Here is a 21,928-nt window from a genome sequence, read left to right on the forward strand (position 1 = left end):
GGCGTTTGTAAAAGCAACGTCTGGTTAAGAGTATTAATTATGGTTAAATTAAACATCTTCTTGATGTGCATCTCGGTGCTGAGCAGTCTGGCATCAGGTACTTACTCCCAGAATGCCAAAATCTCTCTTGATCTTCAGCAAACAACCATTAAGTATGCACTGAGAGAGATTGAAAATACCACGAACTATTTATTCCTGTACAACAACGACCTGATCAATGTGAACAAGGTTATTGATGTGAAGGTTGAAAACCGGGGAATTGAAGAAGTACTCGATTTATTATTTAAAGGGGAGGAAGTGAAATATGTTGTGATGGACCGGCAGATTATTATCACGCCTAAAACTTCTGCAGCAGCGGGTATGTTGCAACAAATGCCGGTTACGGGAAAAGTGACAAGCGCTACAGGAGAACCTCTGCCTGGAGTGGCGATTGTTGTGAAAGGAACCACGATCGGAACCATTACGGATCTTGACGGGAATTACGCCATCCAGGCAAGGGCTGATGATGCCCTGATTTTTTCGTTCGTGGGTATGCAGAAACAGGAAATACTCATCAATGGTAGGCAAACCATTAATATTTTTATGAAAGAAGATGAAATGGCTCTTGACGAGGTAATTGTGATTGGTTATGGTACGGCCAAACGAGGTGAGTATACCGGTTCGGTAAGCTCCGTAAAGATGGAAGGTTCGCCAATCTCCCTTGCTCCGAATCTGAATGCATTGGAATCATTGAAAGGAAATGTTTCGGGACTGAACATTGGTGCTACAAATTCGGCCGGTGGTGAACCCAGCATGTTGATTCGCGGTCAAAACTCCATTAATGGAGATAACAACCCGCTGATTGTTCTGGATGGGGTGATCTATATGGGAAGCTTGAATGACATTAATCCGAACGATATTGCCAGCTTTGATATCCTGAAAGACGCTGTTTCGGCGGCGGCCTACGGGTCAAGGGCCGCAAACGGGATTATTGCAATTACAACCAGGCGTGGAAGTTCGGCAAAACCGCTGATTACCTTTAATACCTCTGCCGGTGTTCATACCTGGCAGAACCGCCCCAAAATGATGAGCGGAGCCGAGTGGATTAAATCGGTGAACGCCCGCAACAGCTATACGGATGGTTCTACCGACTGGATGAAAGCCGGCGAATTGGCAAACCTGGAAGCTGGCAGAGAAACAAACTGGCAGGACGAAGTGACACAAACCGGGATCATTCAGGACTATCAGTTGTCCGTGTCCGGAGCTGGCAAAGGAATCAATTATTACCTCTCTACATCATACAATACCAATAAAGGGGTTGTTGTTGGAGATGATTTTGAACGAATCTCGGTATTGGGGAAAGTGAATACCGAAATTACCAGTTGGTTGAAGGTCGGTCTCGATGGAAGCTTCTCCCGGCGCGATTATTCCGGATTTGCAGCGAACATTCAAAGCGCACAAAAAATGTCGCCTTACGGGGTATTGTATCGTGATGATCAGGGCAATTTGGAAAAATATCCGTATACACAGTCATTGGTCAATCCTTTGTGGGGGGTCGACGATGGCACAACCGACAACAAAGATGTCCGGAACAATTACCGGTTGAATAATTATGCCTCTGTTGATGTTCCCTGGATCAAAGGACTTAATTACCGATTGAACTATCTGATTAATTCAGATCAGAATCAATCGGGAAGTTTTTATTACGAAGATTATTACATCGCTGAAGGGTCGGGTGTGGACCGTTATTCTCCGGCAACGGTGCAGTCGCTTCTTGCACGGGCAAACGGAAATCTGAATACAAACAGCACGTACAGTTACGTGTGGGATAATATTCTGAATTACAAAAATACATTCGGGAAACACAGCGTGGAAGGTACCTTGGTGTCCACCCGCGATTATCTGAAGTATAAAATCATCTATGTCACAGGCTCTGATTTCGCGGCTAACGGTAATACGGCATTGGGCATGTGGGGGCTTCATAAAGCAACGGTTCAGAAAGTAGACCTTTATGTAAACAGCAGCGCTAACGGGAACCAAATTGGTGGTTACGAAAAAGCCAATATCGGTTATCTGGGACGCCTCAGCTATTCTTTCGATGGTAAATATTATCTGACAGGTTCTTATCGCAGGGACGGTGCATCCGTATTTGGCGCCAATAAAAAATGGGGAAATTTTGCCGCGCTTGGCCTTGCATGGAAAATATCCGATGAAGATTTCATGGAAAATATTGAGCCGCTTGACTTCCTGAAACTGAGGCTGGCATGGGGACAGAACGGGAACCAGGGACTGGGGCCTTACGGAACATTATCGCAGGTGGCCAACGGACCAACCGGTGGTTATCGTTATCAGTTTTCTAATGCTCCCGGAAAAATCAGTTATGGGTTGGTGCAAAGCACCCTGGGAAATCCTGAACTAGGCTGGGAAAGTACCGAATCGTGGAACATGGGTTTTGAGTCGACCTGGTTAAAAGACCGGTTATTTGTAGATCTCGATGTTTACTTTTCTGAGACGACCGATCAGATTTTTACCCGGACCATTCCCGTGATGAACGGATTCAAAACGGTGTTGGCGTCTATGGGACAGGTGAATAATTCGGGCATTGAATTGACGGTGCGCTCGGTTAACATTCAGAAGAATGACCTGAACTGGACAACAGGGGTTACTTTCTGGAAAAACAATAACAGGTTGAAAAAACTTTACGGCGACGATCTTGACGGCGATGGAAAAGAAGATGATGATATCGGTAACAGTTTGTTTATCGGCAAGTCTCTTGGAGCCATCTTCGGATATCAGCAGGATGGAATTGTACAGGAAGACGATACGGATTATCGCGCTTTAACCGGCGCCGCACCCGGCTCGCCCAAATACAGAGATCTGGACAACGTTGCCGGAATCACAGCTGACGACCGCACTATCGTCGGTTACACCAAGGAGAATTTCCGTTTGAATATGAGCAACAGCATCCGGTATAAAAACTTCGAGTTATACATGTTGGTCTCCGGAATATTTGGCGGGAACAACCATTATCTTCAAACGAATACGCCTGCCTTCCTGACCCGGACCGACCGATTTAATGATAATATGCCATACAAACCGGCCTGGACCGCCGAAAACAGAAGTAATACGTATCCTTCGGCAACCTATTCGGCCGACGGGCGTTACCTTGGCTTGCAATCACGCGGATTTGTACGTATACAGGATATCACGCTGTCATATACATTTAATCAGCCCTGGGTGAAAATGGCGAATATCAGTTCACTTCGATTATTTTTTGCGGCTAAAAATGTGGCTACGTTTACCAATTGGGACGGTGGCGATCCGGAAACCGGAGCCAGATATCTGGAGAATACCTTTCCGGTTGTTTCAACTTACTCAATCGGTGCAAATATTAGTTTTTAACCAAAATCTTAATGCTTACGATTATGAAAAGAATACAACATATTTATCTGGGGCTTTTGATACTTCTCACAGGCTTGATAAGCTGCGATGATGATAAATTTCTGAGGGAGGACCCGTCTACCTTTTATACGGTAGAGAACGCATTTACTACCTCTTCTCAAATCGATCAGGTGGTGGTTTCTATTTACTCCCATATTCGTGATTTATGGGTTAATCCTTCAGAAACGGGTTGGATCTATGTTTTCCGGGGAAAAGGAACTGATATGTACGATGTGCCAAGTATCCGACGCGGAAATACCTTCAGCAATTATAGTGTTATAAATCCCGATAACGGGAATTTCTATGATAATTTTTCGACATGGTACTATGTTATTTCGCGAGCGAACATTGCCATCCATGCTGCCGAATTACCCGGCTTGTCCTGGTCGTCGGCCAGCGAGAAGGCGTATGTTCTGGCTCAAGCCAGGTTTTTCAGGGCCTTTGCCTATCGTAACCTGGGGGAGCTTTTTGGCGGTGTTCCCATTGTTACTGAGCCGGTCGAGTTTCCGCTATTCAATTTTGAACGAGCTACGCGGGTGGCAACCTACCAGTTTGCCATTACCGAAATGGAGGCGATTCTGAATGATTTGCCGGAAACAACGGTTAGCGGAGGACGGATTGTGCGCGGGGCAGCCCAGCATAACCTGGCTGAATTATATCTTGCGTTGGGAATTCAGCTTCAGGCCGAAGGAAAAGAAACAGAGGCTCAGACGGCCTATACCCAATCGGTTAGTTATGCCAGCCAGCTGATCGACGGAGGGATTTATTCGCTGATGAACGCTCGTTTTGGGGCTCGGGCTTCCGAAACAACCATTTCAATCAACATTTACAGGAATGGTGTTTTCAGTGCAAGTGAGAAAATCGGGGCTCTCAATCTTTCCACCAACCACTATTGGGATCTTTTTCAGGAGGGAAGTGTGAATTATCAGGATGGAAATAAGGAGTGTATCTGGGCGGCTCAGATCGATTATGCTGCTTATAAGGCCGAAGACGGCAAGTCCAAGTTAAGTTATTCACGAGCTTATGGCCCGGTTTTTCGCGACGGCGCGAAGAACCACCTCACAGGAACGTTGGAGGAAGTTGGCGGACGGGGAATCGCCCAGATGATTACAACAATGTATTCACGCGATCTGATCTATGCGGGTGAATGGCAAGATGATCTGAGGAACTCAGATATCGTTTACCGAAGATCATTCATCGGTAATGTACCCGGTTCTCCCTATTACTTAAACCCGGTTCCCTGGGACGTTATGTATAACGGCGGCGCTGACGCAACAACCAATACCAATAATCGCAGTCTTTGCTATCCGGTTTCCTGCAAAATTGCTACCGATAAATATACCGGACTGGCCGATGGGGAGAACAGGAGCAACCTGTTCCGTGATGACTATATTATCCGTCTTCCCGAAACGATCCTGCTTCGCGCAGAAGCGAAACAACGGATGGGAAATAAAGTTGGAGCTGCAGCCGATATCAACTTACTCAGGCAGCGTGCCCAGTGCGGTTACCTGGTGTCGGCCTCCGATATGGACGACAATTTTAATATGATCCTTGATGAACGTGCAAGGGAGCTTGTGTATGAAGAATGCCGGTGGAATACCTTATTGCGTATGGGTGGAACCATTGCCGTGGAACGCATACGCAACTATGCCTACTGGCCCGAAACGCAGGCAACGCTGACATTCAATTACAACCTCTGGCCGATTCCGCAAGCGGTAATAGACACCAATAAAGATGTTGTGCTGCCCCAGAACCCGGGTTGGACAAACCGCTGATCTAATCTTGTTTTTATTGTTCTTTGTACAATTAGGACAGCCGAAATCCGGCTGTCCTAATTTAAAATCTTCCATCTTCAATTCGTCTCTGAAATAACCTAAACGTAACTAACATGAACAAAACGATCCTTTTACTTATAGTTACCTTTGCTTTTTTGAATGGTTCAGGGCAAAATTCCTACCCATTAAATACAGACAAATCAACAAATATTGATGCGATCAAAGACGGCTTCCTCCATCCGCCGGCCGAGTCCGGCCTCCGTTGCTACTGGTGGTGGCTTAACAGCATGGCGACCAAAGCATCAATCACCCGTGACCTGGAGGAAATGAAAGCCAAAGGTTACGAAGGCGCTTCAATCGTTGACGCAGGAAGTTCAAATTACACGGTGGCACAAAAAACCGCTGTAGGCCCCGTTTTTATGAGCGCTGAGTGGATGGAACTATACCAACATGCCGTAAAAGAAGCCGACCGGGTTGGTATTGAACTAAGCGTGAATGTGCAAAGCGGATGGAACCCCGGCGCCCCCTCCATCACTCCTGAAATGGCATTAAAAAAACTGGTTTACACCGAAACCGAAGTTACAGGAGGAAAACCAGTGATAATCGAACTGCCTCAGCCTGAAACAAAATTGACGTACAAAGATGTGATCGTACAGGCCATTCCGTTGCCTGCAAAAGATTCGCCGGTAAAAAATGATGCCATCACCAATTGGGACAAAAAATCATTTAACAGCGCCATGGGCTGGCAGGGGATTTATCCGTTACACGAGCTGCGTGAAGGATTCGATAACCCGGCAGCGGTTGACATCATCCAAAAAAAAGACATTATTGATTTAACTTCAAATTTTGACGGAACAACGTTAAGATGGAATGCCCCAAAAGGTAACTGGCTGGTAATCCGTTATGGATGGACCTGCACGGGCGCACGCACCTCGACAACCAGTGACGGCTGGGAGGGATTGTCGCTCGATCATTTAAATCCTGATGCGTTTGAACTATTCCGTGAAATGGTCATCCAACCACTCATCGATTCGGCACAGGCTGTTGGAAAAAGTGTTAAATTTCTGCAAACCGACAGTTGGGAAATGGGAACAGTGAACTGGACAAACCGGTTTCAGGAAGAATTTGAAAGATTCAGAGGTTACAAACCTGACAAATACCTTCCCGTGATGACGGGCCGTGTAGTTGAAAGCCAGAATGTGTCAAACCGGTTCCTGCATGATTTGCGAAAAACTGTCGGCGATTGTGTCGCAGAATATCATTATAAATTATTTGCTGAGCTTGCACATAAACATGGCATGGGCATCCATCCTGAATCGGGCGGACCGCATTCAGCTCCGGTCGATGCGCTGAAGGTAATGGCCATCAGCGACTTTCCTCAGGGCGAATTTTGGGCGCGGTCCAATACGCACCGTGTATCTGATGCCGCCCGGTTGGCCGTTAAACAAAGCGCGTGCGTGGCGCATACCAATGGTAAACGTTTTGTTGCTGCCGAGGGCCCGACCAGCATTGGCCCGCAGTGGGAACGTTCACCAAATGACCTGAAAGCCAATCTCGACCGTATCTTCTGTTCAGGAGTAAACCGGATTGTCTGGCACACTTTCACCTCTTCACCTAAAGAATTTGGCAAACCGGGCAACGAATATTTCGCAGGCACACACCTGAACCCGAATGTGACCTGGTGGGAGCAGTCCAATGATTTCATCAGCTATCTGAACCGATGTAGTTACCTGCTCCAGCAAGGTGTTTTTGTTGCCGACGTGTTGTACTATTACGGCGACGACGTGCCAAATTTTGTTTTCCTGAAGGAAGAATACCCTGAGCTGAAATTTGGTTACGATTGGGACAAGTGTTCCAAAGACGTCATCCTGAACCGGGTTTCGTTTGATGGTGAAAAAATCGTTTTGCCAGATGGAATGAGTTATCGGATTCTTGTTTTGGCCCCGGAACAAGCCATTGACCTGGAAGTATTGAAAAAAGTGGAGGAACTGGTGAAGGCAGGTTTGACTGTTATGGCACCGCGCCCAAAAGCAACAACAGGACTAAAAGGATACCCGAAAAGCGATAAAGAACTGGCAGCCGTCGTCGCCCGCTTATGGGGCAATATTGATGGCGAAAAAATCACCGAAAACTGCTATGGAAAAGGCAGGGTCATTTGGGGACAGGATGTCAATGAGGTTTTGGCCGGGATGCGGGTGAACCCCGATCTTGCATTTTCAAGCCCGGATAAAGAAACAGCGTTGGATTACATTCACCGCAGGACTGCCAGTGCAGATATTTATTTTATCGTCAATCGTTTCGCAAGAAAGGGGATCAATGATTTTCAATACCGTTATTTGACCGACTTGCCGGATCGTTATGAGCAAGTGGAATGCAAATTCAGGGTGAGCGGCAAAAAACCAAACCTCTGGAATCCGCAAACAGGCGAAATGAAACCGGTTCTTGCTTATCACGAAGAAGATGGCCTGACTGTTGTCCCCCTGCATCTGGCGCCTGAAGGTTCTGTTTTTGTTGTGTTTACCGGTTCCGGCAACGAGCAGCATATTGTGAACGTTGAGAAAGATGACCAGCTCATTTTCCCCGGAAATGAAATATCGGCGAAAGAGAATCCCTTATTTGAATTTGAAAAGGCAGGCAACAACTGGGCGATGTCTGTTGCTGAGCCGGGAAAATTCACCTTGCATTGGTCAAATGGACAAGTGAACTCGGTTTTGTTTGAAAATGGGAATCAACTTAACCCGCTTAACGGGAAATGGAAAGTGTATTTTGACCCGGCATGGGGCGGGCCCCAAATGGTCGATTTTGAAAAATTACATTCATGGACTGATTCTGAGACAGAGGGAGTAAAATATTACTCGGGATCAGCAACCTATCAAAAAACATTTTCCATAGACAAAAACGAAATAGTGGGGGCGAAGGTGCTATTGAATCTCGGAAACCTGCACGAAATGGCCGTTGTGAAATTAAATGGGCACCGGTTTAATTTATGCTGGGCGCCACCTTATCAAGTGGATATTTCAAACTATGTACAAGAAGGGACAAACAACCTGGAGATAGAAATAACCAACCTTTGGCCCAACCGTTTGATTGGAGATGGAAAACTGGCTGTTGAAAAGCGTTTTACAAAAACAAATATCAATAAGTTTGACACGACAAACGCAGATTCTTTACTTCGTAAATCGGGACTGATCGGTCCGGTCAGCCTAACAATCAAAGAAACATTTCAACTATCTGATAAATGAAATCACGCGAACGTGTATTAAAGTCCTTTAAACGCTTGCCGGGCATGCCTGACCGGGGTCCTGTCCAAGTTTGATTTGTGCCGGAACTCTCTGATTATTTCGGGAAAAAGTTGGGAGTCCCGGTAAATTATACTGAAAATCTTTATGAAGATGTCACTACCGGATCAGTGCCAATGAACTGCGGACTGCTATGGGCAGCGACGAAGAACTGGAAGCTGACATCATTGAAAAGATCAGCATTCTCCGCAAAAACGGCGGTTATATGATTGCTCCGGCACATATTATTCAAAATGACGTCAGTCCGGAACGGGTTGAAAAATTCATTGAACTATGCCTGAAACACGGCAACTATTAAACCGGTAAATACAAGAAACACCGAGTGTCAAAATTTAAAGTTTTTCAGTCATTTTTTAAATTGAAGGAAGGGCAAATAATTCATAACTTGCACGTAACTAAACTTGTTGATAAAACCTGACTAAATCAAAAACACAATGAAACAGATCCATCTGCTGGTTTTTGCGGCCTTTTTCTCCCTGTTCATCTTTGGATGTAACAAAAAAACCGTTCGCGAAGGAATTCATAGCTATGCCGAACTGAAACAACTGCTTGCCGATCCGCCATCGGAATACCGCAGCGCCCCGCTGTGGGACTGGAACGACCAGATCACGGAAGAAGGAATTGCTTTTCAAATGGAGGAATTCAAAAAAGCCGGCATCGGCGGCGTTTTTGTGCACCCGCGCCCGGGATTGATCACGGAATATCTTTCGGAAGACTGGTTTCACCTGTTTGATTTTGCCGTTCAAAAAGGGAAAGAGCTGGACATGAAAGTATGGATTTATGATGAAAATTCTTATCCCTCCGGTTTTGCAGGCGGCCATGTACCTGCAGAAATGCCCGATTCCTACCAACACGGTGCCGGGCTGGGCCTCGAAATTCAGCAGGTACTGACGATCACGCCAAATGATACTATTGCGGTGGCGCTTCATCAAACCGAAAATGGTTTTACCAACATCACTTCCGAACTGGCTCAGTGGGCCGGCAAAAAAGGGAACTTCTATATCTTCAGGAAAACCTATCCGCAAAAATCGCCCTGGTACGGCGGGTTTACGTATGTTGACCTTTTAGTGAAAGGGGTGACCGAAAAATTTATCGACCTGACCATGACGAAAGGTTATGAGCAAAACAACGCCGATTTTGGCAACACGCTTCCGGGCATTTTCACCGATGAGCCGAACCTGGAAGCGGCCATGCCGCGCGGAACCATGCTGCGCTGGACGCCTGACCTTTGGGAGGCTTTTCAGGAGCGTTGGGGATATGATCTGAAAGTAAACCTCCCGTCGCTGGTTGAAGAAACAGGTGACTGGAAAAAAGTGAGGCACGACTATTACGAATTGCTGCTCGAACTGTTTATTGACCGCTGGGCAAAGCCCTGGAGTAAATACTGCGACGAAAAGGGCCTGAAATGGACCGGCCACTATTGGGAACATGGCTGGCCCGAGCCAACGCATGGTTTTGACGAAGCCGCTTTTTACATCTGGCACCAGCAACCTGGGGTTGATATGTTGGGCAACAAACTGGACCAAGAAGGTTTGGGCGGACAGTTTGGAAACGACCGCGCCGTCCGCGAACTGGCGAGCGCTGCCAACCAGGCGGGGCGGACCCGGACTTTGAGTGAAACTTATGGCGGCGGCGGCTGGCAAATGGATTTTGCTGAACAAAAGCGGCTGGCCGACTGGCAGGCGGTATTGGGCGTCAATTTTGTCAACCAGCATCTTTCGTATTACACGATCAAAGGCGTCCGCAAGTTCGATTATCCACCGTCCTTTTCGTATCACGAACCGTGGTGGGCACATTACAAAATTTTGGGCGATTACATCGGGCGGATCAGCATGGCGACGGCTGCAGGCCAGCAGATTAACCACACGCTGGTCCTTCAGCCCAACACCACGGCATGGATGTATTTTTCGAGGAAAGATAAAAATCAGGCCATCAATACAATCCGCGACGGCTTTAAAAATTTTGTGTATCAACTGGAACAAAAACATTGGGAATATGACCTCGGTTCGGAGAATGTGTTGAAAGAATTGGGACAGGTAAAAGGCAGCAAATTGGTTGTCGGGCAGCGTGAGTATTCGCTGGTGGTCATTCCCTCGGAAATGGAAAATATCGATCAGCCAACATTTGAGCTTTTCCAAAAATACCTCGACCAAGGTGGCAAAATATTGAGTTTCATCAATCGTATTTCGAAGCTTGACGGCGCCGGGTCTGACAAAGTGAACCAATTGGCCAGCCAATATCCGGAGCAGTGGTTTTTTGCCCGCGATTTGGATGACGATGTTGCCAGCCAGTTGTTAGCCGGTAACGAATTTGACATGCAGGACAAAACCAACAACGGCATGTTATACCACCAACGCCGTATCCTGGATGACGGGCAACTGGTTTTTGTGGTGAATTCGCATGAAACCGAAAAGGCGGCAGCCACTGTCTCGGTACAGGGAAAACAGGTAATTTGGATTGATTTGCTGAGCGGAAAAGAATTTTCTTATCCGGCCACTTCAGCCAACAAACGGTTATCTTTTGAGTTTGAACTGCAACCCGGCGGAAGCGCTTTGTTCGCGGTTACCAATGAGAAAAGCAATGCGCCGGAATTTGTTTTCAATACTGAGACTGGCGAAGAAATAACTGCTTCCGGAGCAATAACGGTCAAGCGCGATTCTGACAACCTACTGCCAATCAATTACCTGGATCTAAAAACGGCCAAAACGGACCAGAACGAAGTTTATTTTGTTAAAGCGGCCAATCATTTGTTCACCGAAAACGGCGTAGAGATCGGCAATCCGTGGCAGCATAAAATTCAGTACAGAAAGAGCTATTTGGAGATGGATTCGTTGTTTCAGTCCGGCTCCGGGTTTGAGGCGAATTATCATTTTTATCTCGACAAAAATCTTTCGGAAGAAACAGTCAAAAACGTACTGGCAGCAGTTGAACGTCCCGAATTATGGCAGGTTTTTGTTAACGGTGAACCGGCGGAAAAAGTCCCCGACGCATATTGGATTGACAAAGATTTTCCGGTGTTTGCCATTGGGCAATCGCTGAAAAACGGCAAAAACACCATCACCTTAAAATCGCCGCGAATGACTATTCTGACGGAAATTATGCCGGTTTATTTATTGGGCGGTTTTCTGGTGAAACCCGATACCAACGGGTTTATGCTTACGGAAGGTGAACTCACGGATATGGGCTCATGGGCGGCAGCTGGCATGCCGTTTTATTCGCAGCAGGTTTCCTATTCCCAAAACTTCCAAATCGAAAAGGAAGGTAGATGTGCCTATAAACTCAAACTGGGACAGTGGAAAGGCACGGTTGCCGAAGTGCTGGTGAATGGTAAGCCTGCCGGTTTGATTGCCTGGGCGCCCTATGAACTGGATATTACCGGTGAACTGGAAAACGGGCAGAACGAAATTACCGTTAAAATTACCGGAAGCCTTAAAAATACTTTCGGCGTATTTTACAACAAAAACGACAATTGGATCTGGGGGCCGCACGCGTGGATGAACGCGCCCGAGAAAAGCCCCGGCGCTTCGGAATATGCCTTGATCGATTATGGTTTGTTTGAACCGTTCAAAGTGTATTGCATGAAGTAAATTGGTTGTTTTTTGAATTTGTTTTTGAACCACATAAGTAATGGAAACTTATTATTGTCGTACGTTCACCCCCAACCCACTGAAGGGGGCCTGCTCCAAGCATCGCTAAAGCTTGTAAGCGGCTAAAGTCCCCTTTATGGGATTTAGGGGTAAATCAAGGAAAAAATACCACACTTATTCATTCTTAAAACTTATTCCCAAAAAATGTAGTTTTATGTGCAAATTTTAACAAAACAAAATACGGAAAACTTTCCAAAACCAACAACGATGAATCAAATCCATGCACTTTCCCGTTACCTCTGCCTCCGGTTTTTAATGCTTCTTTGCTTTTCAGGAACACATTTCCTTAGCCATGCGGCCACTGAACCCAATCAACCTTCCGGCCTGACCATTAACCTGCTGTCGCATGCAGGGCAGGTTTTTCTGAACGGATATCCGGTGCAGACCCCGCTGCACGAAGCGATCGGGCGCGGGGAAAATTTTCGGTTTGCAGAAATTGCCCAAAAACAACCGTTTTTTGGATGGGTGGTCAATTCCGATCAAAACAACACCCTACAGACAGCTTACCAAATTTTAGTCGCTTCCAGCCTGAAGGATATTCAAAACGATGTGGGCGATTATTGGGACAGCGGCAAAACAGAAAGCGCCCGGTCGGTGAATGTTCGCTATGAAGGCAAAGCCCTTCAGCCTGATTTGGTTTATTTCTGGAAGGTAAAAACCTGGGACAACCACGGCGTGGAATCGGCTTATTCAACCATCTCCCAATTTAAAATGGCTGCCGGCTTGCATGATTATGCCACTGCCCGTTATCCGCTGCAAAAACAAGACGAGTTTCCGGTGGCCATCAAAGCTGGCGCCGAAAACGAATCTTTCATTGACTTTGGCAAAGCAGCGTTTGGGCGTTTGCGCCTGACTTTGGAAGGGAAAAAAGGAGGCGATACGGTCAAAATCCGCATGGGAGAAGCGGTCAAAGACGGCCGGATCGACTGGAATCCCGGCGGAAGCATCCGCTTTTCGGAATATCCGTTGGCGTTGAAGAATGGCTGGAATACGTACATCATCACCATCGCGCCCGACAAACGGAACACCGGCCCGCGGGCCATTCCCATCCCGGTTGAAATCGGCGATGTGTTGCCTTTCCGTTATTGCGAAATTGAAGCTTATGATGGCCGGCTTGAAAAACACCAGGTTATCCGCGAAAGCGTGTTTTATCCTTTTGATGAAGCAGAATCGTTTTTCACCAGTTCCGATACGGTGCTGAACCAGGTTTGGGATTTGTGCAAATATTCAATGAAAGCGACCTCGTTTGCAGGCATTTATGTGGATGGCGACCGGGAGAGAATTCCTTACGAAGCCGATGCGCTGATCAACCAGCTCGGGCATTACGGCGTTGCCCGCGAATACAGCATGGGACGCTATTCGCACGAGTACCTCATTCATCATGCCACCTGGCCTACCGAGTGGATTTTGCAATCGGTAATAATGGCGTGGAACGATTTTATCTACACCGGAAATAAAGAATCGCTGGAGCAATTTTACACCGATTTAAAAGCCAAAACCTTGCTGGCTTTGGCCGGTGAAGACGGATTTATCAGCACCCGCACCGGGAAAGTGATGCCCGACGTGCTGCAATCAATCCACCTGAACGACAACCTGCGCGACATCGTGGATTGGCCGCACACCGGCATCCTTGGCCTGGGCAAAAACGAATTGGGCGAAACCGACGGCTTTGTTTTTCAGGATATAAATACGGTGGTGAATGCCTATCATTATTTTGCGTTGAAAGTGATGGGCGCCATTGCCAATCAATTGGATAAACCGGACGAAAGTGAGTTTTACAGCATCCGGGCAGCTAACCTGAAAAAAGTCTTCAATTCAAAGCTGATCGACAAAAAGCGGAAAATTTATGTCGATGGCATTGGCACCGGCCACGCTTCGCTGCACGCCAATATGTTTCCGCTGGCTTTCGGACTGACCCCTGAAAAAAATATCGCGGTCATTAACGATTTTATCCGGTCGCGGGGCATGGCCTGCAGCGTTTATGGCTCGCAGTTTTTGATGGACGCGGTTTATGACGGGAATAACGCGGATTACGGGCTGGAGTTGCTGACTTCAACTTCGGAACGAAGCTGGTACAACATGATCAGGGCCGGTTCAACCATTTCGATGGAAGCCTGGGACAACAAATACAAGCCCAACCAGGACTGGAACCATGCCTGGGGCGCCGTGCCGGCCAATATCATCCCGCGCAAGCTGATGGGCATTGAACCGCTGGAACCCGGGTTTCGAAAAATACGGATCAAACCTCAACCCGCCAGTCTGTCTCATGCCGAAATAAAACATCCGACTATCCGGGGAGATGTGAACGTTTCGTTTGATAACGATCCCGGAAAGTCGTTTCGTTTAAAGGTAACCATTCCGGCAAACTCAACGGCCAATGTGTATTTACCATGCTGGTCGAAATCGCAGCAGGTGATGATGAACGGGACTGCCGTAAAATATCGTCAGGAAGGAAAGTATGCGGTTATTGAAGGAATTGGTTCCGGAAATTCAGTATTTGAAGTGATTTCGGACTAAATTTTTCAGGGAGAACAGCTTTCCTTCTCTTTCGGAAAAGTAATCCTGTTCTCCCTGGTTTATAGCTTTAGCAGCCTGTTAGTTTTTAGTGATTTTTGCGGCAAACCCGCCGCCGGGCATCATGAGAACCGTTAATTTTTTATTGGCAGGCAGAGGCACAATTTCTTTTTTGTAATCACGGGCAGCCCGGTCGGCATTGATCCCGTCCCTGAAAATCTCCAGCTGATAGTTTCCTTCATCCAGAAACGACAAATCGACGGTGAGTTCACGTTTGTCCCAGTTGGTCAATCCGCCCACGTACCATACGCCATCTTTTTGACGGGCGATAGCGATATATTCACCGATTTTGCCGTCAAGTGCAACTGTTTTGTCCCATACTGTTGGTATTTCAGCGATGAAACGGGTACTTTCCGGCTCGTTCATATAGTTCGATGGGTTGTCGCAAAGCATGTTGAAGGGCGATTCGAAAATCACGTATTCGGCCAGTTGGCGGCAACGCGTACCCTGGCTCATGGGTTCGCTGTTTACCGGCCGGTAGTTGTGACGCGAAGCATTACGCATGGCGCCCTGCGTGTAATCGAGCGGTCCGGCCAGCATTCGGATATAGGGCATGGTTACATCGTAAGTCACCATATCGACTTCGGATGATGACCATTTCAACTGCTCCAGTCCGAATACGCCTTCAAAATTGATTACATTGGGGTAAGTGCGGTGGAGACCGGTGGGTTTATAGGCTCCGTGGTAATCGATCATCAGTTTGTATTTGGCGGCAGTGGCGGCACAACGGTAATAAAAATCGACCATGTGCTGGTCGTCGCGGTTCATAAAATCCACCTTAAAGCCTTTGACACCCATTTCGGCGTAGGTTCGGCATACGTTTTCCAGATCGCGGTCCATAGCCCAGTAGCCTGCCCAGAGAATAATTCCCACGTTTTTGGCATTTCCGTAACCAACCAGTTCCTTCACATTAATTTCAGGAACTACCTGCAGCAGGTCGGCTTGTTTGTTAACAGCCCATCCTTCATCCAGAATAACGTATTCAATTCCGTGGTCTGCAGCAAAATCGATATAATATTTATAGGTATCATTGTTGATCCCTGCCCTGAAATCGACACCGTAAATATTCCAGTCGTTCCACCAGTCCCACGCAACTTTCCCGGGTTTAATCCACGAAATATCCGGTACGCGCGAAGGAGATGCCAGCTGATAAACCAGATCGTTGTTCAATAATTCCTTATCGTTGGCCGATACCGCCAGTACGCGCCACGGGAAACTACGTGGTCCGCTTATTTTGGCCAGATAGTCCTCCCGTTCGGTCACAATTTGCTGCAGCATATTATGGCCGCCCTGTTGCGTTTGTTTCGGATACGGAGCGAAAACTCCGGTCAGGGAAGTATTTCCGGTCCGGTTTATCAGGTAAAGGCCCGGATAACTTTCCAGGTCGGCTTCGGTGAAGCACAATTTTTTCCCGTCATTCAATGTGACCACCATCGGCAAAAACATCAGACGGTCTTTGTTCAATTCGCTTAATTTCAGATGGGCGTAAGTATTTTCAAAAGAATTGAAAAATTGCCTGTCGAAATTTTGCGGGTCAAAATCCCGTACATAGGGGACCAAGGCCTGGTTGTCGTGGCTGAAATTCAGATTGACTTCTTCGTTTTGGATAAAAATATCTTCCTTGACGGTGCTTGTGAACCGGTAAGCGACTCCCTGGTCGTAGGCCCGGAAGGTCACGCTGTAATTTCCGTTGAAATTCAGAATAAGTTCATTATAAACATCCGGAATTTCGCTTTTCTTGTAAATGGAAGCGTTGATCGTTTGATTAACGCTTTGAGCCTTTTTACTTTTCAGTTTCGGGTTTATTCCCCAAACAGTCCCGTTTTTCAGGGTCATCGAGATCGGAGACTCGGCCAAAACTTCGGTTTGGTCGTGGCTGACCGAGAACCGGAGTTGATTTCCGGTTTCTACCGTCACCTGAAGTTTACCGTCGGGCGATTTTAGTACGTGCGGTTGAGCAAAGCCAACTATAGCAAAAAGAAATAAAAAGATACATGTAATTGATGTTTTCATCTGGTAGTAATATTATGTGAGTATTTAACTTAAAGCGGGATTAAAGATACAATAATATATTTTTCCAGTGTTTCACCTGATTGTTATTTTTTAACTGCCTTCCATTTTTTCGGAAAATCTGAGGAAAATCATGACTGATGGTCAGGCAAATTGTGAATAGTTCCTGTGATCACATTTTTGCCTTCAATCCAAATTGTTTTTTTACTTTAGAAAAGTTTCAGAATATTTGCTTTTGTTTTTATAATAACGTTAATTTGTAATTAAAAGAAACATTATAAAATTAAAAGAAACTATACATATCGACTATGAACAGGGATAAGGAACTAAACGAAATCGCACAAGCCGATCAGGTATGGGATGTTGTGATTATTGGCGGAGGAGCCTCCGGTTTAGGTGCGGCGATTGACTCGGTTACCCGCGGGTTTAAAACACTGTTGCTGGAGCAATACGACTTTTCGAAAGGAACATCCAGCCGAAGTACCAAACTGGTTCACGGAGGGGTTCGGTATTTGGCCCAGGGTAATGTCGCTTTGGTGTTGGAGGCCTTGCGCGAACGTGGGTTGTTGAAAAAGAATGCTCCGCACCTGGTGAAAGATCAGCGCTTTATCATCCCCGCATATCAGTGGTGGGAGAAACCTTTTTACACCATTGGTTTAACCCTGTATGACCTGTTGGCCGGAAAGCTGGGACTTGGAAGGTCTTTTCCATCGGCGAAAAAGAAAACGCTGGACCGGATTCCTACTTTAATTCACGATCAATTACGGGGAGGGGTCGTTTATCACGACGGTCAGTTTGATGACTCCCGCCTGGCCGTAAATATGGTGCAAACCGTAACAGATCATGGCGGAACCATCCTGAACTACATGAAGGTGGTGAAGCTGTTGAAAAATAAAGGGAAGATAAACGGAGTCGTTTCCGTGGATCAGGAGACAGGAAAAGAATATACGATTCAGTCCAAAACCGTGTTGAATGCAACCGGTGTTTTTGTTGATGAGATCCTGCGTATGGATGATCCTTCAGCGAAAGACATTGTTCGTCCGAGCCAGGGAGTGCATCTGGTGCTGGATAAGGAATTTGTTCCGGGCGATTATGCGATTATGATCCCCAAAACAAGCGATGGGCGCGTTTTATTTGCCATTCCCTGGCACGATAAGGTGGTGGTCGGTACGACGGATATCCAGAAGGAAAAAGCCGAACTGGAGCCAATGGCCTTACAGGAAGAAGTCGATTTTATTTTGGAAACTGTGGGTCGGTTTCTTAAAAAGGCCCCAACCCGAGCTGATGTGAAAAGTGTTTTCGCCGGACTGCGGCCACTGGCTGCACCGACAGGCGATAACAAGAAAACGAAAGAAATATCACGGGGACACCGGATTGTTGTCAGCGAATCAAATCTGGTTACGATCATTGGAGGAAAATGGACTACTTACCGGCAAATGGCAGAAGATTCGGTTGACAAGCTCATTGAGGTTGGAAAATTACCGCAGCGCAAGGCCGTAACCCGGTCCTTACCCATTCATGGTTCAAAAGAATTAAACGGAAATCAAGGGCCATTGTCCTTGTACGGAACGGATGAAGAGGCCGTTATGAAACTCGTCCGGGAAAATCCTGAGTTGGGGGAAAGTCTGAGCGTCGGGATGAAAATTATCAAAGCCCAGGTGGTGTGGGCGGTTCGGGAAGAAATGGCCCGGACCGTGGAGGATTTTCTTGCGCGAAGAACAAGGGCCCTGCTGCTGGATGCACGGGAAAGCATTATGATGGCTGCGGAAGTTGCCGGCATTATGGCGCGTGAATTGGGGAGGGATCAGCTTTGGGAAGCAGATCAGGTGGCCAGCTACTCGAAACTGGCAAAAAGTTACCTGTTGAATTAGGGCGGCAAAATTTGAATGACATAAAAATATCTGTTAAATTCATCAGCCTTAGGCAAAACTTAATTTTTACCTGAAATAAAGAAAAACAAAGACGATGAAAAAAGTAACACTGATCTGTTTTTTATTGATTGTGTGTCTGTTGCAAGCGGTGCAGGCACAAACGTTTCGTCCGGTTAAAGGTTGGCCGGACTCGGTGAATGACAAGCTGGAGAGTTTTTTAAACTCGACCTTGCCGATGAAGGAACGGAAAGTTTCCGTGTTCGATTGCGACGGAACAACCTTCGGTCAGGTTCCTTTTTATTTGGCCGATGAGGCGCTTTATCAGTATGCCGATGAGGTGTTGAAAAAAAGAAATGACCGCGAGGCGAAAGAGAAACTGGCTATTTTGGACCGAATGGTCAAAAACGGAGATAATGTGGGTAAGGTTTATGTGGAAGATCGCGTTCATTTCCTGGCCGGACTTTCACCCGAAGAAATTGAAATGATTGGTTATAATTGTTACCGGAAATCTTACAAAGGAAAGTTCTACCCGGAAATGAAAGAGCTGATTGCCAATCTGAAAGAATATGGTTTTGAGGTTTGGATCTTGACAGCTTCGCCGGAATTGTTGTATCAGAAATTTGTCGCTGAAGAATTAGGCCTTTCCACGATCCATGTGGTTGGGGCCAAATGCGTGGTGGCTGACGGAAAAACCACCGGCGAAATTATTCTTCCGATTCCCCAGGATGACGGGAAAGCGCATACCATCGAAACCTTCATAAAAGCGCATCCGCTGATTGTAGGTGGTAACAGCCGCGGCGACATGGATATGCTGAACCAGTCGGTTGGTTTAAAGATTGTTGTGAACCCCGATGATGAAACGGTGAGGGGAGCCGAAGACGGGCCGATGAGCGGGCACACTGTTAAGTCGTATTGGGAAAAAGAAGGCGCATTGATTGTGACGTGTAACGATGTGGCTGACCCCCGTGTGACGTTTCATACCGAAGCCTGGAAGATCAGGAAAAACAAGTCTAATCCGAAATGATTATTTTCCGAAAGAAAAGAAAACCGGCACGACTCGGATATAATGGCCTTTAAGCCGTTCGAAATAGACCGGTTTTAAAATACAAATGACTGTCAGACAATGAATAACTGAATCCCGAGTTCTTCTGTTTTTTTCACAAAAGGCTCGGGAATTCTTTTGTCTGTAATGATAATATCCACTTTATCCAGATCGCAGATTTTGCCAAAGCCCTTTTTCCCGAACTTGGTTGCATCGGCAATCACCACCACTTTTTGGGCGATTTTCATCATCTGCTGATTAAGCTGGGCTTCCATTAAATTCGTCGTGGTCAGACCAAAATCCAGGTCAATGCCGTCAACTCCAAGAAACAGCTTGCTGCAGGCAAAGTTCTGAAGCATACTTTCGGCATAAAAGCCTACTACCGACGATGAACTTTTCCGGACAATGCCGCCCAATTGTACAACTTCAATGTTCTCGTGTTGCAGGAGCGCCAGGGTCACATTCATGGCGCTTGTCAGAACTGTCAGGTTCCGGTCGGGATGTAAGGCTTTCGCCAGCGCCAGCACGGTAGTTCCGGAAGCAATGATAATTGAATCATTCGGCATCACCAGCTCAGCAGCTTTTCTGGCAATCAATTCCTTTTGCTCTACTTCAATGCTTTCTTTCAGGTTAACAGGCCGGTCGTTGATGTAGGGGTCGATCGAACTGGCGCCACCGTGGGTTTTGTATAGTAGTTTTCTTTCTTCAAGGGCTTTCAGGTCCTTTCGAATTGTTACTGTCGAAACATTTAACTCTTCACCGAGTTCTGATACCGATACAAATCCCTTTTGGGCAACTTTCTCAAGGATGTACTTGTGGCGTTGTGATGTAATCATAATGGTGAAATGATAATTTTCCTTCAAAAGTATGAAAAATACCGGCAATTGTAAGAAAAAAGGATGAAGTACTTTTTGGAGTCGGTTTTTCCCGGGCTTCACCGGGCGGGTTGATGCAAAACCCGGAAGGGATACATCTCGCGCGGTATGCACGGGAGAAGCGTAATGTAAGAATAACTGATCCTTAATTGATTTGTAATCTGTTTGCTTCTTCTTTGCGGAGCAGGTTGATGAACCTTCATCAGCAGGTGGTATGAGAAGATATAAGCCGGAACCTTTTTGATGAAGAAACGGGCTTAAAAGCTTGTCGGGCAGGGATAAGGGTTGATATGTTTTGAAAAATATCGTGTTTGATTCGGAAATATTTCGAAATATTTGTTTTTATTTCATATTAATACTATCTTTCACAACAAAGAGACTATTAATAGATAATATAAAAAGAATATATAAACATATGTGAAACTGAAACTGAAATTTTTCGAATGTTTCCGACTTATTCGTTACTCGGTATGTATTGGCTTGTTGTGTATGAATGGAAGAATGGGAAAAACTGAAAATTATACGATGAAAAAATATCTGTTCCGGATGTGGTTGATGGTCTTCGCGGTATGTCCGGCTAACAACCTGTTTGCTGCATACGGTTCAGGTGATCTTGTTAGCCGGTTGGAACGTTCGGATTTAGCGCCGGCGAATCATCCAGGAGAAATCAATCGCGATGTGAAGCCTCATCCTGTTATTGCCCACCGGGGCAGTACCTACTGGACTCCCGAAGAAACCGAGGCAGCCTATCGTTGGGCCCGGAACATTGGGGCCGATTACCTCGAATTGGATTTGCAAATGACTAAAGATAGTGTGTTAATTGCCTTGCATGATGTCAATCTGAAAAGGACAACAAATATCGGACATGTTTTTCCCGAGAGAGAAAATTTGCCGGTAAGCGCATTTACCCTGAAAGAACTGAGGATGTTGGATGCCGGATCGTGGTTTAATGCAAAGAATTCAGAACGGGCTCGCCGGCAATTTGAAGGACAAAAAATCACGACCCTTGAAGAGGTAGTTAAAATAGCGGAAGGTTATTGTATCGAACGAGATGGATCAGGCGAACCAGTGCAGAAACGGAATGCAAACGGGATCTGGGACGGAAGCTATTCTTTTAAGAAAGATCCTGACGACAACGGCAATCGTCCCGGAATTTACGTGGAGACAAAAAATCCTGAATTGTTTCCGGGGATCGAAGAAGTTTTGGCAAAGCAATTGGACGAATTGGGATGGCTGACGACGGGTCATCCTAACCTGAATAATTCATAAACTTTAAAAAGGTGAATATTTGATTTTTTCAGCCGTGGGATTTAATAACCCATATGCTGAAAAGAAAATTTGTTGTCTGCGATTGTTTTCGATTGGTCATTTTAGAGGTTGGCCTGTTTAGTTTTAGACCAAAAATTGTGTGTATT

11 protein-coding genes are annotated in these 21,928 nt (G+C 46.3%); 9 read left to right on the plus strand and 2 right to left on the minus strand.

Annotated features, from left to right (window positions below):
• Positions 1–39: 39 nt before the first annotated feature.
• From AC6H3C_RS09920 to AC6H3C_RS09945, 6 genes are all read left to right on the plus strand, one after another.
• On the plus strand, positions 40–3,381 hold the full coding sequence (locus AC6H3C_RS09920; RefSeq protein ID WP_497520613.1) for a TonB-dependent receptor: 3,342 nt from the start codon (positions 40–42) through the stop codon (positions 3,379–3,381).
• A gap of 23 nt (positions 3,382–3,404) precedes the next feature.
• Complete coding sequence (locus tag AC6H3C_RS09925; RefSeq protein ID WP_497520614.1) at positions 3,405–5,195, plus strand: RagB/SusD family nutrient uptake outer membrane protein; 1,791 nt, start codon at positions 3,405–3,407, stop codon at positions 5,193–5,195.
• A 113-nt stretch (positions 5,196–5,308) separates the two neighbouring features.
• Positions 5,309–8,437, plus strand: a complete 3,129-nt coding sequence (locus AC6H3C_RS09930) for a glycosyl hydrolase (protein ID WP_497520615.1) — start codon at positions 5,309–5,311, stop codon at positions 8,435–8,437.
• 190 nt (positions 8,438–8,627) lie between these two features.
• A complete protein-coding gene (locus AC6H3C_RS09935; protein WP_497520616.1) occupies positions 8,628–8,792 on the plus strand; it encodes a hypothetical protein in 165 nt (54 codons plus the stop codon).
• A gap of 136 nt (positions 8,793–8,928) precedes the next feature.
• Positions 8,929–12,081 carry a glycosyl hydrolase gene (locus AC6H3C_RS09940; RefSeq protein WP_497520617.1) on the plus strand — a complete coding sequence of 1,051 codons (3,153 nt, stop codon included), beginning with the start codon at positions 8,929–8,931 and terminating at the stop codon, positions 12,079–12,081.
• Between the two features lie 267 nt (positions 12,082–12,348).
• Complete coding sequence (locus AC6H3C_RS09945; RefSeq protein ID WP_497520618.1) at positions 12,349–14,658, plus strand: family 78 glycoside hydrolase catalytic domain; 2,310 nt, start codon at positions 12,349–12,351, stop codon at positions 14,656–14,658.
• 78 nt (positions 14,659–14,736) lie between these two features.
• Here AC6H3C_RS09945 and AC6H3C_RS09950 read toward each other — a convergent pair whose 3' ends face one another.
• The gene (locus AC6H3C_RS09950) at positions 14,737–16,728 is read right to left on the minus strand and encodes a retaining alpha-galactosidase (RefSeq protein WP_497520619.1); all 1,992 of its coding nucleotides are present in this window, start codon (positions 16,726–16,728) and stop codon (positions 14,737–14,739) included.
• A 305-nt stretch (positions 16,729–17,033) separates the two neighbouring features.
• Between AC6H3C_RS09950 and AC6H3C_RS09955 the strand changes: the two genes are divergently transcribed.
• Together AC6H3C_RS09955 and AC6H3C_RS09960 are read left to right on the plus strand one after the other, a co-directional pair.
• Entirely contained in the window at positions 17,034–18,596 is a 1,563-nt protein-coding gene (locus AC6H3C_RS09955) for a glycerol-3-phosphate dehydrogenase/oxidase (protein WP_497520620.1), read from the plus strand.
• A gap of 94 nt (positions 18,597–18,690) precedes the next feature.
• Positions 18,691–19,620, plus strand: a complete 930-nt coding sequence (locus AC6H3C_RS09960) for an HAD family hydrolase (protein WP_497520621.1) — start codon at positions 18,691–18,693, stop codon at positions 19,618–19,620.
• Positions 19,621–19,712: 92 nt separating this feature from the next.
• Here AC6H3C_RS09960 and AC6H3C_RS09965 read toward each other — a convergent pair whose 3' ends face one another.
• A complete protein-coding gene (locus AC6H3C_RS09965) occupies positions 19,713–20,474 on the minus strand; it encodes a DeoR/GlpR family DNA-binding transcription regulator (protein WP_497520622.1) in 762 nt (253 codons plus the stop codon).
• Positions 20,475–21,038: 564 nt separating this feature from the next.
• On the opposite strand from AC6H3C_RS09965, the gene AC6H3C_RS09970 reads away from it, so the two are divergent.
• Positions 21,039–21,782: a glycerophosphodiester phosphodiesterase family protein gene (locus tag AC6H3C_RS09970; RefSeq protein ID WP_497520623.1), complete on the plus strand. Its 744-nt coding sequence runs from the start codon at positions 21,039–21,041 to the stop codon at positions 21,780–21,782.
• Positions 21,783–21,928: the final 146 nt, after the last annotated feature.

This window comes from Gaoshiqia sp. US2 (assembly GCF_059705485.1).